We start from the raw sequence: 14,202 nt of genomic DNA on the forward strand, positions 1-14,202 counted from the left end.
CGGTTCCCGGTGGATTACCGGCGAAACGCGGCTCGACCGATCATACGAACCAGATCCTCGACATAGAGGCCGTTCAGAAACATCACATAGGCCCGTGCGCGCAACTGATCCATCCAGGCCGGCATCAGAAATTTTACGCCTCTGGCCTTGCCGTAAATCATCCCCCATGCCGCAAGGATCAACATGACCGTCAAACCCACCACCGCATCAAACAACGAACGATTCCACTCGGCAGCACGCATAAAACCCGCGGCGGCATCGTGGGCCGGGTACAGAAAGTGGGTAAACGCCTCGCCGGCCCAGAGGTAGGTGAGGCCGATAAACGCCAATGCTCCCAGCATGGTCAACGACACGGTCCAAGAGGCCCCGGTGTGGAGTCGGTACAACGTGAACATCGCTTGCGAGGTCGTGACCCACCCGAAGAACAGAAAGATCACCGCCCCCTGCGCGTCTTGCAACGGAATACTCACGACCCCGTGCGCGACGAGCAGGATCACCAACGGCAGCACCAGGGTGGCCACCAGGCCGGTCGTCCAGGTCATGGGTGAAAAGCTATGGGCCTCATCCACCTTGGCAGCCGGCGGTAATTTGAACTCCTTCCTGGCCTTATGAATGACAGAACCCGAATTGAGAAACAACGTGGCCTTGAACAGGCCGTGCGCGCAGAGATGGAACACTGCCAGGGCAAAGGCGCCCAACCCGCATTCCATAACCATGTACCCCATCTGTCCCATGGTTGAATAGACGAGCCGACGCTTGACGCTCGTTTGCGTCAGCATTGCGCTGGCGCCGATCAACGCCGTCACACCACCGATCACAAACATCAGATGGAGGGTCGTGGGCGCCATCCCGAACAGGGGGGCGAGGCGATTGACGAGAAAGCCGCCGGCATTCACGATCCCCGCGTGCATCAAGGCGGACACCGGCGTAGGCGCCTCGATCGTGCCGATCAACCACAAATGAAACGGGAACTGGGCCGACTTCGTCATGACCGATACCAGGAACAGCAGGGTTGCGACCAGGGCGACATCCAGGCCCGTGTGCCAGCCAGGCCAGAGGGTGAGCGTCGCGGGGCTTGCCTGCAAGCGGGCAAACAGCTCTGTCAAATCCAGGGTACCGGTCGCCCCATAGAGCGCCAACAGCGCCAGGAAAAACGCGGCATCGCCGAGCGTTTGCACCCAGAACGTCATGCGTCCTGCTTCCCTGGCCGGACGACTCGACGGGTTGCACACCAACAGCGACGCGAGCAACCACGTCACCAAATGCCAGCAGACAAACAGCCAGAGCAGATTGCCGCTGCTGACCAGACTCAGCAGCACCGAGGTCAGGCCTCCCAACAACGCAAAAAACCGGGTATAGCCGGCGTCACCCACCATGTATCGCTCGGAGTACACATGGATGATCAGGCTGACGAGGCTGATCAGCACCATCATGACGCCGGCCAGGCGATCGATGAGAATCGTATAGGTCAACGCCCCCGAAGGCGCGCCCAGAATTGTGAGACGGATCGGGTCCTCGTACAACACCAGGGCAAGGGTGACCAGTGAGGTCAGCGCTGAACACCAGAGCGCCCCGATGCCGAGGCGTGCAACACGCTCTCCAAGCTCCCGATGGAAGAGAGCGATCAGCAGGGTGCCCAGCAGAGGCGCAAAGATTGTCAGCAGTGGAAAGATACCATCCATAACGCCAAGGTCTCCTTAACACACATACTCTGCGCGGCATCATCAGCAAGAACAGGGCCTAGAGTGCAACCACACGCGAAATCCTGTGAAATGCGGAAAATGAGGGAACGAACTTGTTGCCAGTCCGGACGGCCACAAGCCCCCCGCCTTGAGTCACGTGCATCCACGCACACCCGTGCATATGCGCACAACAGGGAAGTTAAGTTCAAGTCTGGCGTAGACAGAAGGCCGCGTTCGAAGAAGGTGCATTGCCCAAGGAAGTGACGGTCACGCCCGTTTCGCTTCCATACCGTTGCTTGATGTGATGATCCGCCTATGATAGCGTTTGCTCACCATGCGATCTCTCGTGCAGAACCTCTCCCTGCGATGTCCTCAAATCGACCACCTGTTGCGTGGGTGGGCGGTGTTGTGGTTGCTCGCACTTCCCCTCTTTCATATTCACCCCGAGACCCATCCGCATCATGGAGAGGCCGGACATGTGCATGCCATGGCTATCCATACCGTCTTCTCGGGTGACTTGGAGGGCGAGTTCGGCGAACCTCAGGAAGGGTCGACGTCACCGGCCGGCGAGGAAACAGGCCCTACGTTCTCCACCGGGGGGCCGCAGACCTGGACGACGGATCCCGAATTAAGCTTCTCCCTTCTCAACGACGCAACCGACCGCAAACCGATCAAACCTACGTCGACGCAGGTGTTCGTTCTTGCCCATCACCTGCGCCCCGATCCTGTACCCCATCACCAGCGTTACGAGGATAATTGGTCTCCTCCCGCTCTCACGCCGGCCCTCGTCGATATTCCCGCACGTGCACCCCCGTCCCTCTCCATCGCCTAACAGGTTGCGAAAACACTCGCTCGTCGCATCACAGTCCACGCGGGGCTCCACGTGCAGTCTTGCGTTCAGATCAAAGGCAGGAATGCGCGAAAGGGCTGCCCAGCAAGGCCGTCGCAAGCGAGCAGGCGAATTGCGCTCTCGCGGCACGGTGAACCCCGGAGTGAGGTGAGGACGCCCCTAGCGGACGTGTTCCGCATCCTGCCAAGCATCGTGTGTTTGACCCTCTATCGCGATATCACGCACAGGGAGGAAACGTCCATGATCTGTCGTGTGCTCTTTTCCATCGTTATGTTCGGCGCAGCCGGGCTTGGCCTGCCTGACCAGACAACCTGGGCCGGAGAAACCAGCCCCACCGCTTACGCACTACCCGACATTCTTGCCCTGGCCATGCGGCACAATCCCACGCTGGCCGGAGTCGAGGGCTTTGTCAAACAAAGCCAGGGCCAACAGATCGCGGCCGGTGCCTATCCCAATCCTTCCATCACCGGCATTGCCGGGCGCGGCGCGATTCGTGACCCGAGTACCGGGACACATGTCACCGAGCGGACGTTCACCGTGGAACAACCCCTTGAATGGACGGCCAAACGCCAGGCTCGCCAGGAGGCAGCCGATGCCGGTGTGGCCGGAGCCAACGCCGCCCTGGAAGACGCCCGCCTCTCGTTACTCGCCGATGTGAAAATTGCGTTCTATCACCTCCTCTTCGGCCAACGCGATGTCGAGCTGGCCACCCAGAATGTCGCGAATGTGGAAGAGGTCTTGCGCACAGTGCAAGCGCGTGTGGCAGCAGGCGAGGCCACCTCCTTCGATACCTTGAAAGCCGGAGTAGAAGTACAGAAGGCCAAGAAGGAAGTGGCCAGGGCACACAATGCGTTACTGGTGGCCAAGGCGCGGCTGAATACCCTCACTGCCGGATCACTCGGCAAGAACTTTTCCGTTCGAGGCGACTTTCACCGGCCCAAGCAGGGCATTGAGACAGACGGGTTGGCGACGCAGGCGTTGGAACAACACCCGGCCATTCGACGTGTCAGCAAACTACAGGAGCAGGCCGACCACACACTGCGCTTCGAGCGCGAGGCCCGTGTGCCCAATGTCAGCGTAATCGGCAGTTACCATCGCGAGGCGGGCGACGAATCCGTCACTGCCGGCCTGGCCCTGCCCCTTCCGCTATGGTACCGGCGACAAGGCGAAATTCAATCCGCACTGGGCGCCAAACATCGGGCCGACGCGGAACGCGTGCGGGCGCAACAGGAATTGGAGCAGGCCATCACCCAACATACTCAGGAGGTGCGCACGGCGCAGGAGCAGCTCTCCCTATTCGAAAGCGGTTTACTGAAACAGGCCGAGCAGACGCTGACGGTGGCACGCACGAGTTTCCGCCATGGCGCAGCCAGTCTCCTGGACGTGCTGGACGCGCAGCGGGTGTTCCGACAGACCCAACTCGAATATGCCCAGGTGCGGGCCGACCTCTCCATCGCCTTGGCCCGTTTGGAGCGTGCGCTGGGAACCTCATTATGAATGCTGATCGCAGAGTGAACCGACCATTGGAGTGCGGCAATGACTAGACGATTGACGGCGATCGGGATAGTGCCCGCGCTGCTCTGGCTGCTTTCGGCCTGCAACGACCAGGGAGCCCAGCCGCCACAAGCAGCCACGAGCGGAGGGACACCGGCGGCGACCGGCAAGAAGAGCGCCATTCATCCTCCACCGGCCGTGCAGGCGCGCCTCCGCACCGAGCCTGCCGCCCTAAGGGCCGTTCCAGAACAGGTCACCGCCCCCGGCGAGGTCGCCCTCGACCTCAAACAGGTGGCCAAGATCACGTCCCGCATCGGCGGCCAGGTGGAGCAGATCCACGTGCAATTGGGTGATCGGGTGAAAAAGGGCCAGCCGCTCATCGCCATCGGCAGCCTGCAGCTCGATCAACTGATCGAGGAATACCTGGTCGGGAAGGCACAGGCCGATGTGGCGGAAAACAGTTTTCGCCGGACCAAGAAATTGCGCGCAGACGACATCGTCACGGAACGCAAGCTGATCGAGGATAAAGGCCTGTACCTGGAAACACAGGCGCGGTTCCAACACATCCGCGAAAAACTCACCAACATGGGAGTCTCCACCGCCGAACTCGACCGTGGACAACACGAAGAGCGGCATCTCTATACCCTCACCGCCCCCATTGCGGGCACCGTGGTCACTCAGAACGCGGTGCGCGGACAGGGGGTCGCGCCCGGTGACGAATTGTTTGAAGTCGTCGATACCGGCCGCGTCTGGGTCTTTGCCAATCTGCCCATCGAACAGGCTCGTAAATTCAAGGAAGGCGACTCCGGCACGATTACACCGAAGGGCGGCGACGCTGTCGTCGCACCCCTCACCTACCTTGCGCCGGTCGCCGACGAGACCACCCGAACCATTCGCGTGAGGTTCGAAGTAGCCAACCTCAAGGGAGAGTTGAAGCCACGCGAATATGTGGAGGTAGCGCTCGTCTGGTCCGGTCCTCCGGTGCTGAGCGTTCCCATCACCGCCATGACCACCATCGAGAACACCCATGGGCTCTTCATCGAAACCGGAGAGGGCTACATGTTCGTGCCGATCGAGACCGGCCGAGAGGGCGGCGGCTGGATCGAAATCCGGCGCGGCGTACAGGAAGGCGACCGTATCGTCACCAACGGCGTGTTTGATCTGAAAAATGTGCTGCTGAAAGAACACATCGGCTCGGGCGAATGAGGCGCGCATGAATCATCTGTTGACCTTTTCGCTCCGCTATCGGTTTTTTACCCTCGTGGCCATCGCCGTTGTGATCGGCTCCGGCCTCTGGTCGTTCGCGCACCTCACGATCGACGCGGTTCCCGACCTGACGCCGGTTCAGGTGCAAATTCTCACGCATGCCCCCGCGCTGGGGCCGGTCGAGGTGGAACAATTCGTGACATTTCCCATCGAAGCCTCATTAAACGGCCTGCCGGCCCTGCGCGAGCTGCGGTCCATTTCACGGTATGGCCTCTCCGCCGTGACAGCCATCTTCGACGATCGGACGGACATCTACAGAGCCAGGCAATTCGTTGCAGAACGGTTGGCCCAGGCGGTGGAACGCATTCCGGCAGAATATGGCCGCCCAATGATGGGGCCGCTCACGACAGGGCTGGGCGAGGTGTATCAATTCACAGTTAAAGGTGGCGGCTACAGTCCGATGGCCCTGAGAACACTTCTCCAGTGGGACGTCGGCATGAAGTTGCGCGCCGTGCCCGGCGTGGTCGAGGTCAATATCTGGGGCGGCGAGCCTCAGCAGTTTCATGTCCTCGTCGATCCGTCGAAATTGTTGTCGTTCAAATTGTCGCTCAAACAGGTGTTTGACGCCCTGCAGCGCAACAATGCTCTTGCCGGGGGTGGATACATTGAGCATCAGCGTGAGCAATTGCTGATTCGGGGAGAAGCCCTCGCCACGCAGGTGAGCGACCTGGCCCGGATTGTCGTGGCCCATGGGCCAGGCGGCGTGCCGATCTACATTGCCGACCTCGCCGAGGTGAAAGAGGGCTCGGCGCTCAGAATCGGAGCCGCCACGGCCATGGGCGAGGGCGAGACCGTGATCGGCATGGTGCAGATGCTCGCCGGGGAGAATGCCCAGGAGGTGGTCACCCGGGTAAAGGCACGCGTGCAGGACATTCAGGCTACCCTGCCCGCCGGCGTCACCATCGAACCCTATTACGATCGTACGATCTTCGTCTCGAAGGTCATGCAGACCGTACGCAATAACCTACTGGAGGGCGGCCTCCTCGTCATTGCCGTCCTCTTTCTGTTTCTGGGCGATCTGCGTGCGGGGCTCATCGTGGCTTCCGCCATCCCCCTCGCGATGCTGATCGCCTTCATCGGCATGATGCAGGCGGGACTTTCCGGCAATCTCATGAGCCTTGGTGCGATCGACTTCGGACTTCTGGTCGATGGCTCCGTTGTGATGATCGACAACATCCTCCGGCGACTGGCAGAGAGACCGACGCCGACTCGGGAAGCACGATTGAACGAAGTGCTGGCCGCGGGACGCGAGGTCCTGCGTCCCATGACGCTGGCCGTGACGATCATCATTCTCGTGTACGTTCCGATCCTAGCACTGACCGGCATCGAGGGAAAAATGTTCCGCCCGATGGCAGTGACGGTCATCATGGCTCTGACCGGTTCCCTCCTCGTCGCCCTAACGGTCACGCCATTATTGTCCTTTTGGTTCTTGCGGCCCAAACCCGCTACGGAGGCCACGTTCGTGATTCGCGGGTTGAGGCGGATCTATGCGCCGTGGCTGCAGCGGGCCATGTCCCGCCCCGTTTTGCCCGCGTCGATCGCGGTCGGGCTCTTTGCCGTCAGCCTCCTGGCTGGAAGCAGGTTGGGAATCGAATTCGTCCCGCGCCTGGAGGAAGGGGACCTCGCGGTGCAAGTGTGGCGACTCCCGAGCATCTCATTGAGCGAATCGGTTACCACTGCACTGGATATCGAACGGGTCCTGCGACATTTTCCCGAAGTCACGCGGGTCGTCACACGTACCGGCAGCCCGGAAGTGGCGACGGATGTCATGGGTGTCGAAATGTCCGACGTCTTCGTCATCCTGACACCCCAGCACGACTGGGTCACGGCACACAGCCGCGACGAACTGATCGACGCGATGAGAAAGCAGATCCTCGATCAGGTGCCTGGCGTCGGGCTCAGTTTCACCCAACCGATCGAAATGCGCTTCAACGAATTGATTGCCGGAGTGCGGTCCGATCTCGCGGTCAAAATTTTCGGCCCGGATCTCGAAGTGCTGAAACAGCAGGCCGAACGTGCGGCACGGACGCTTCAACACGTACCGGGCGCAGCGGATGTCAAAGTCGAACAGGTCGCCGGACTCCCATTGCTACGTGTCATTGTCGATCGCGCGGAAATCGCCCGCTACGGGCTCACGGCCGAGGAAGTGCTCGCCCTGATCCAATCAACCAGGGTCGGCACGGTCGTGGGAACCGTCGTGCAGGGTTCCAGGCGGTTCGAGCTGGTCGTGCGGTTATCGGAACGTGTCTCCCGTGATCCCGGCTCTCTGGGCAGTCTGCTCATACCGACCATGCATGGAGAACTTGTCCCACTCTCACGCGTGACCAACATTCTGCTCGATTCCGGTCCGGCACAGGTCAGCCGCGAGCACGTGCAGCGGCGGATCGTGGTGGAAACCAATATTCGCGGTCGTGATCTCGGCGGTTTTGTGGCCGAGGCTCAACGCGCCGTCGCCCAGGCGGTCGCGCTACCGCCAGGATATGAGCTGATCTGGGGCGGACAATACGAACATCTGCAGGAGGCGAGCAAACGTCTGGCCATGATCGTGCCGGTCACTCTCATGCTGATTCTGGGAATGTTATCCGTGATCTTCGGCACGCTGCGGCCTGCCCTGCTCATTTTCCTCAATGTGCCGCTGGCCCTGTCGGGCGGGATTCTGGCGTTGTGGCTGCGGGGGTTGCCCCTCAGCATCTCCGCGATCATCGGCTTTATCGCCTTGTTCGGCATTGCCGTCCTCAATGCCGTGGTACTGGTCAGTCATATCCGTCACCTTGAAGCGGAGGGTACTCCCACGGATCAGGCCGTCATCCAGGGTGCGATGGATCGCCTGCGACCCGTGTTGATGACGGCCCTGGTCGCCAGCCTGGGGTTTCTCCCAATGGCCCTGGCCACGAGTATGGGTGCGGAAATCCAGCGGCCGCTGGCCACCGTGGTGATCGGCGGCCTGCTGACCTCCACAGCGCTCACGCTGCTCGTCATTCCAGCGATCTATTCATACGTTGCGGTGCAGGACAGACGGAAGGCAACCCCTGGCGCTCCCCGCGCATCCAACGGCGATGCCGGTTCGTAAGCCCTTGCGGAATCAATACGAATCGTCCGAACAGCCGGTCGATTTCACGCTGGTTCCGACTCTTTTCTGGACAGACTTTCCTCCCGGCGGTAAGCTTCTTCTACGAGTTGAGGTGTCTGCAGGCAAGCTCCTCCCTGGAGCAGCCCCTCTCCCGAAACGGCAACCTGACATCTTCCTGAGGAGTAGCTATGGCGACCATCATGGTAATCGACGACGAACCCTCCATCCGCGGCCTCTTGCGGGAGGTCCTGGAGCGATCCGGGCATACAGTCGTCGAAGCGAAGGATGGACGCGAGGCGTTGGATCTCTACCAGAAGCATAAAGCCGATCTGCTTATCATGGACTTGCTGATGCCGGAGGTGGATGGACTGGAAGCCACGTTGCAGCTGACCCGTGAGTACATGGACACCAAGATCATCGCCATGACCGGCGCGCAGGGAGATCGCAACTTTTTGGACATCGCGCGGTTGTTCGGCGCACACCGCACGTTTGAAAAACCCTTCGATCTGAAGGAAATGCTCAGCGCGGTCGAAGCGGAACTGGCTCAGAAGTAATCTCACTCCCCGGCCACCCGCGTGGCGGCGCCCCGCGATCATTCCAACAGGAAAAACTACTGGAAACGCTGCCGCCGATTCTGCAAGAATCAACCGTGCAGCGGACCGCCACCATCAGGCTCTCGTGTCGCTAATCTCCTCTCGCGCATCGGTTTTGTGGTTTGCCTGGAGCATCCTCATCCTACTTGTCGGCATCCTTCCCCTCCATAATTTCGTCGGCCATGCCCACTGGCAATATATTCGCTGGGTCCCGACGCCGGATCAGTTAGCCTCCCCCGCTATCCTGTTGGATCTAGGCGTCGACGCCGTCGCCAATGTCATCCTCTTTGTTCCCTTCGGCCTGCTGTACACCCTGCGCGGGGACGCTGACAAACCCTTCTCTCCAGGCCTGCTCATGCTCATGGCCTTCACCCTCTCATTCGGGATTGAGTATTACCAGGTGTATTGTCACAACCGGAGCACATCACTCCTTGATTTGCTGAACAATGTTCTGGGTGCGTATATCGGGATGAAACTTGGAGCGTACTATCTCAGAAGAACAGCTGTGGCGGTGGAACCTGCGTCGTAGCAAATACCCCTGCACAACTGCCGAAATTGATCGGGGGGGGAAGCCGGTAAAGCCCTGCAGGTGTGACACGGGGGCGCGCCCGGCCCCGGTGAGTAGCGTCCGGGGGCGCGGACAAGCGGACCCTGCAGACTGCTAAATTCGAGCGCCCAGATCCTTCCGCTGCAGAGTCCGCATCATCATGGCATCGTTGTAGGCTACTTCGCTTAATGCGTCCATGATGTGCAGGCCCTTGGTGGCGACCAACTCTTTGGCCTTGCTATAGTTCTTAGCACTGAAGCGCGCCACGGCCGGCTGGCCGTTCACAATCTGGCAGGCAAGTACTTCTCCGCCGGCCACCTCCATCGTCCCGCCCTCCTCGACCAGCTTCTTCGCCTGCGCCGCCGTAATCTGGTGTAGTTGTGCGAACTCCTCCAATCCTCCCGTTTCCACGAGACGTCCGTCGGGCATGATGCAGAGCCGTTTGAAGTGCGGAGACCAGTCCTTGCGGAAGTCGATAAACTTGATGTCGCCGCCTTTCGCGACGGCACGATCCAGCGTCCGGTAGTCGAGCCCCAGATTTTTTTTCGCGAGTTTGGTTCTAAGCTCTTCCGGAAGGGTGCGATAGAACACCTCCGTGGCCGCTTCCATCAGCGTGAGGGACCGTGCCCGAGCCAATTGCTCCGCTTCCGCGAACTGCATGAGATCCAACACCCAGGTCTGTTTCGGAGTCTCGCCGCTCGCATCCACACGACAGGCAAAGAGTCCGCGCGTCAGCAACCCGCCGACTTGCGGATAGACGTAGACGCCCCCATCCGTCAGGAGTTGCATCATCTGCTCCAGCGGCACCTCGTAACTTTCCGAGAGGATTTTCGCATGGCCCGGCAGGTTCTCCGGCAGGGTCATCGCACAGACGGTCACGTTTCCTGGCGCGTCGAACTCCGAGTAGTCCTCGATCACGTTATACAAAATCGGCGGTTTGGGCTTGTCGATTTTCTTCTTAATCTTGAACATGATGAATGCGTTCCTCGTCTCTCGTCGTAAGACTCCCGTGCGCAACCGGTCTTGTGCAGTCACTCACCTTGGAGGTGGTAATAAGGAGGCAATGTCAACAGCCGCCCGTCGTCCACCGGGCCGCCGATCGTAAAGTGATAGAGCGATTGCAGCGCTAGGTCCTTGATCCCGACGATCTCATGAACCGGATCATCGAAGAAACAGCCGATCCCGGTCCCACGCACGCCGGCCGCCTCAGCCTCCAGATACAGCACCTGGCCGACCAAGCCGGCTTCCCAGAACACTCGTGGATACCACCAGGCACCCCCCTGCCGCAAGCGGCCCTCAAAATCTGCCACCATCCCGAGTGAAAATGCGCTGTCGCCTGCAATGCCTTGATGGCAACTGACTTGGGCCGCGAGACGTTGCGCATCACCCTGCAGCAGCCAGTACAGCGGCAGATCATCCGGACAGCCCGGGGCCGGAGTCCATTCCAGGTCCGGATTCATCGAGCGTTTCAGCAAGGGCAGCTGTTCCGCATCACGTGCCAACAGATAGAGTCCCGGCGCCAACCCGTCGACCCGATGGAGAAACAGCATAAGATGGATCGCCGGCTCCCAGGGTAGGAGATCCCAGGGCATGGGACGATTGAGCTGCGGCGTACCGGCTTGCGGCATGAGCCGTTGCAACATACGAAACAACGTTGCGGCAGAAATGGCCGTCCGAGCATCGAAGGCGACGGCGCTGCGGCGCTGCCTGATGATCGTACCGGCCTCCTGTCCCGAGTATGCCCCTTGAGACCCGTCTAAGCGCGCCGATGGAAGCGGTGCCGGCGAAAGGCTTCGATGTTCCGTGCTGGTTTTCCACGAAGCGTCCGCAGCCTCGTCGATGGCATCCCAGTGCACGCCATGCTCCCGACTCAACCGATTGGCCTTGCCATGCCATGCTCCGGCCGTCAACTCCTTCACCAGCTCTGGATCGAGAGACAAGGGGATTGCGGCTGACTCTGCGCGCTGCACAAACGACGCTTCACGCTTCACGCCTTCCGCCGCCCAGATCACCGCTAGGCAATCGGGATGTTCCGGTTCGGCCTCGCCGAAGTCCTCCGCCCGATGCGTGCCCAGCACCCGTGCCACTTGGTTTTGATCCGCCCCGTCGAGCAGAGTCATCTTCCACCCCAGGGCGGCAGCCGCGACCCTCGCAGAGCCAAGCGCGTGCCCGACATCGTGGTTGCAGTAACGAAATGCCCGCTCGCCATACTTCCAGGCTTCGCGCCAATGCACGGACGTGAGGCCGAACAGGAAGGCCCCGGACGGAAACTCGGCCAGCAGCCTCGTGAGCTGTTCAGGAGGATACTCAATCCGCAACTCCAACCCATGTTCCTTGGGAGCATAATGATAGAGGCCCGGCCGCAGTGCCGATGCATCCATCGGTGGAAGAACCACATACCCTTCCGTCGGATGCAGATTGCCTGAGGAAGGATTATTACGCAGCGCCCACTCCGACTCGCCCGCCTTCTTCCACGCCGAAAGCCCAAGCGCCAGCTCGAAAAATCGTGAGATGGTCCGGATGGTCAATGGCTGCGAGGCCACTGCGCCTGGCTGATAGATGGCGTCATAGGACGGCGACAGCAGGTCGTCTTTCGGATTCAACAGCGGCAACCGGATCAGCTGCGTCCCCTCGAACCGCCGAAACGGATTGGGCTGATTCGCCCAATCCAAAAACCCCAACGACTTCGCGTATCGATTAAAATGATGTTTGGTTCGAAGGTGATAAGCGATGACTCGATCGATAGGATCAGTCGCGGTCGGCTGGGCGGATGTGACGGGCGAAGACGGCTCGGTACCCATGCCCGCAGTCTAACGAGGCAGAGGAAAGAAAGTAAACGCGTGCGGTTAACCGATCAACCGGGCGATCCCGAAGGCGGCTGCCGCAGCCAACCCGCCGACCATCACCGTCTGGAACCCGCCACGCCAGGGCGGAACCCCCGTGAATCGACTCTTCACATATCCAAACAGGAATAACGCGACCGGGGTCACGGCCGCCGACCACCACAGGGCGGTCTGGACGTCGTGCACCAGCATATAGGGCAGCAAGGGAATAATCCCCCCCGCGACATAGGCGAGCGCAATCGTCCAGGCACTGATGCGCACGCGTGCCGGGTCCGGGGCCTCCAGGCCCAGCTCAAAGCGCATCATGAAATCGACCCAGCGCGAAGGATCGGCCCGGAGCGTCTCGACCAGGGGCACGATCTGCTCTTTCTGCAAACCATACCCGCGAAAGATCTCGTACACCTCCTCGGCCTCCCGTTCCGGAATATGCTCGGTCTCGCGGAATTCCCGCACCCGTTCCGCAGCATAATGTTCCGCTTCCGTCCTGCCGGCCAGATACCCGCCCAAGCCCATCGCGATTGAACCCGCGGCGATCTCCGCCAGGCCTGCGGTCACCACCAGAGCGGAGGAGGTCACCGCGCCTGAGAGGCCTGCCGCCAGGGCAAAGGGAACCGTCAACCCGTCGGCCATGCCGATCACAATGTCGCGCACCGTTGCCGTCGCGGTGAAATGTGTTTCCGTATGAGGCGCGTGAGTCATCACAGCTCTCCTTCCGGGTGAGGCTGCTTGTGTACGCGTCTTGAGCGCGGCGGTCAAGGAGAGCGAGGAGACTGCCTGTCGAGTCACCCGTGGCGATCCACAGGGTTGGTGGCCGACGGCCGTCTCTGCGTGCATCGCGAGAGGAACCGGGAGAAAGGAACGTGGGAGGTTCTGAAAGGAAATTTCGTCTGCCGGCGACGCGTCCCGACACCGAGTCACGCCGCCGGCGAATCATAGAGGGGCTAGGCGGCCATCGCCACAGGGCTGAACAACTTCACGGTCTCCTGCAACTGCTCCGTCGCTTCCTTGAGTAACGCAGGCCGCTCTTCCGCTTTAAAATTGGTCGCCTGTAAGGCCGCCGCCCGAAAGGACACATCCTGCGGCGCCTGCGCGGGGTGCAGCTCTTCGTGGTCGACCACCGCGCCGGCAAGATGCACCATGGAGGCGTGCAGCGCATAGTCGCCGGCTTCTTCCGGGGCCAACTGATGGCGAATCGCCTGCTCGATTTGAATCGGCATGCCCCAGGAATGGATCAATTCGGCGCCGACCTCCGTGAAATCACACCCGAAATTGGATTGCTCGACTTCCGCCAAGGGTTCTCCCAGGTTCCCCGCTTCAATCAAGGCCGATTGCGCGCGTTCCGGAATCGTTTGATAGAGCACGAGGTGGCCGATGTCCCGCAGGAGCCCTTCGATGAAAAACCGTTCGCTATCTTCGATACCACAGGCCTTGGCGATCTTGCCCGCCATCAACGCGCAGAGGACGCTTTTCCGCCAGTAGGCCGAGAGGTCCATGATCTGCACCGTCATGCCGCTGAAGCTACGACCGACCGTCGTCGCGGTCACCAGATCACGCACTGCCTGCATGCCGAGCAAATTCACGGCGCGGGTCACCGTATCGACCTGCTTGGGAAATCCGTAGAGTGGGCTGTTGACAATTTTGAGCATGCGGGCTGAAATTCCCGGATCCATCTTGAGCACGCGCGCCAGATCATCCATGGTGGAATCGGGATTGTCGACGACATCGCGGACGCGGAAGTAAATCTCCGGGAGGGTAAAGACGTTTGAGCAGGACTGAACAAGTTCTTGCGCCGATGCCATGATAGACGATCCTCCTTGCGACGCGGTGCGCCTGCGACGGTTGCAAAGTCCCCGGTTA

General features: G+C 60.6%; 11 protein-coding genes. 6 read left to right on the plus strand and 5 right to left on the minus strand.

Annotated elements, in window-relative coordinates; translation table 11 throughout:
* Positions 1 to 14: 14 nt before the first annotated feature.
* Positions 15 to 1,682, minus strand: coding sequence for an NADH-quinone oxidoreductase subunit 5 family protein (locus KJA79_RS08435; RefSeq protein ID WP_213041596.1), 1,668 nt, complete (start codon positions 1,680 to 1,682; stop codon positions 15 to 17).
* 334 nt (positions 1,683 to 2,016) lie between these two features.
* Here KJA79_RS08435 and KJA79_RS08440 point away from each other — a divergent pair, with 334 nt between their 5' ends.
* The 6 genes from KJA79_RS08440 to KJA79_RS08465 all read left to right on the plus strand — a co-directional run bounded on the left by KJA79_RS08440 (position 2,017) and on the right by KJA79_RS08465 (position 9,484).
* Positions 2,017 to 2,514 (plus strand): hypothetical protein, encoded by a 498-nt coding sequence (locus KJA79_RS08440; RefSeq protein WP_213041597.1) that lies wholly within the window; start codon positions 2,017 to 2,019, stop codon positions 2,512 to 2,514.
* A gap of 258 nt (positions 2,515 to 2,772) precedes the next feature.
* The gene (locus KJA79_RS08445) at positions 2,773 to 4,029 is read left to right on the plus strand and encodes a TolC family protein (protein ID WP_213041598.1); all 1,257 of its coding nucleotides are present in this window, start codon (positions 2,773 to 2,775) and stop codon (positions 4,027 to 4,029) included.
* Positions 4,030 to 4,068: 39 nt separating this feature from the next.
* Positions 4,069 to 5,232, plus strand: coding sequence for an efflux RND transporter periplasmic adaptor subunit (locus KJA79_RS08450; protein WP_213041599.1), 1,164 nt, complete (start codon positions 4,069 to 4,071; stop codon positions 5,230 to 5,232).
* Between the two features lie 7 nt (positions 5,233 to 5,239).
* On the plus strand, positions 5,240 to 8,362 hold the full coding sequence (locus KJA79_RS08455; protein ID WP_213041600.1) for an efflux RND transporter permease subunit: 3,123 nt from the start codon (positions 5,240 to 5,242) through the stop codon (positions 8,360 to 8,362).
* Between the two features lie 188 nt (positions 8,363 to 8,550).
* Complete coding sequence (locus tag KJA79_RS08460; protein ID WP_213041601.1) at positions 8,551 to 8,916, plus strand: response regulator; 366 nt, start codon at positions 8,551 to 8,553, stop codon at positions 8,914 to 8,916.
* Between the two features lie 124 nt (positions 8,917 to 9,040).
* Positions 9,041 to 9,484, plus strand: a complete 444-nt coding sequence (locus KJA79_RS08465) for a VanZ family protein (protein WP_213041602.1) — start codon at positions 9,041 to 9,043, stop codon at positions 9,482 to 9,484.
* Positions 9,485 to 9,616: 132 nt separating this feature from the next.
* On the opposite strand, the gene KJA79_RS08470 is transcribed toward KJA79_RS08465, so the two are convergent.
* The 4 genes from KJA79_RS08470 to KJA79_RS08485 all read right to left on the minus strand — a co-directional run bounded on the left by KJA79_RS08470 (position 9,617) and on the right by KJA79_RS08485 (position 14,144).
* A complete protein-coding gene (locus KJA79_RS08470) occupies positions 9,617 to 10,474 on the minus strand; it encodes a hypothetical protein (protein ID WP_213041603.1) in 858 nt (285 codons plus the stop codon).
* A 59-nt stretch (positions 10,475 to 10,533) separates the two neighbouring features.
* A complete protein-coding gene (locus tag KJA79_RS08475) occupies positions 10,534 to 12,303 on the minus strand; it encodes a SagB/ThcOx family dehydrogenase (RefSeq protein WP_213041604.1) in 1,770 nt (589 codons plus the stop codon).
* A 45-nt stretch (positions 12,304 to 12,348) separates the two neighbouring features.
* On the minus strand, positions 12,349 to 13,044 hold the full coding sequence (locus KJA79_RS08480; protein WP_213041605.1) for a VIT1/CCC1 transporter family protein: 696 nt from the start codon (positions 13,042 to 13,044) through the stop codon (positions 12,349 to 12,351).
* A gap of 242 nt (positions 13,045 to 13,286) precedes the next feature.
* The gene (locus KJA79_RS08485) at positions 13,287 to 14,144 is read right to left on the minus strand and encodes an HDOD domain-containing protein (protein ID WP_213041606.1); all 858 of its coding nucleotides are present in this window, start codon (positions 14,142 to 14,144) and stop codon (positions 13,287 to 13,289) included.
* Between the last annotated feature and the right edge of the window lie 58 nt (positions 14,145 to 14,202).

Source organism: Nitrospira defluvii, from assembly GCF_905220995.1.
Taxonomy (GTDB): domain Bacteria; phylum Nitrospirota; class Nitrospiria; order Nitrospirales; family Nitrospiraceae; genus Nitrospira_A; species Nitrospira_A defluvii_C.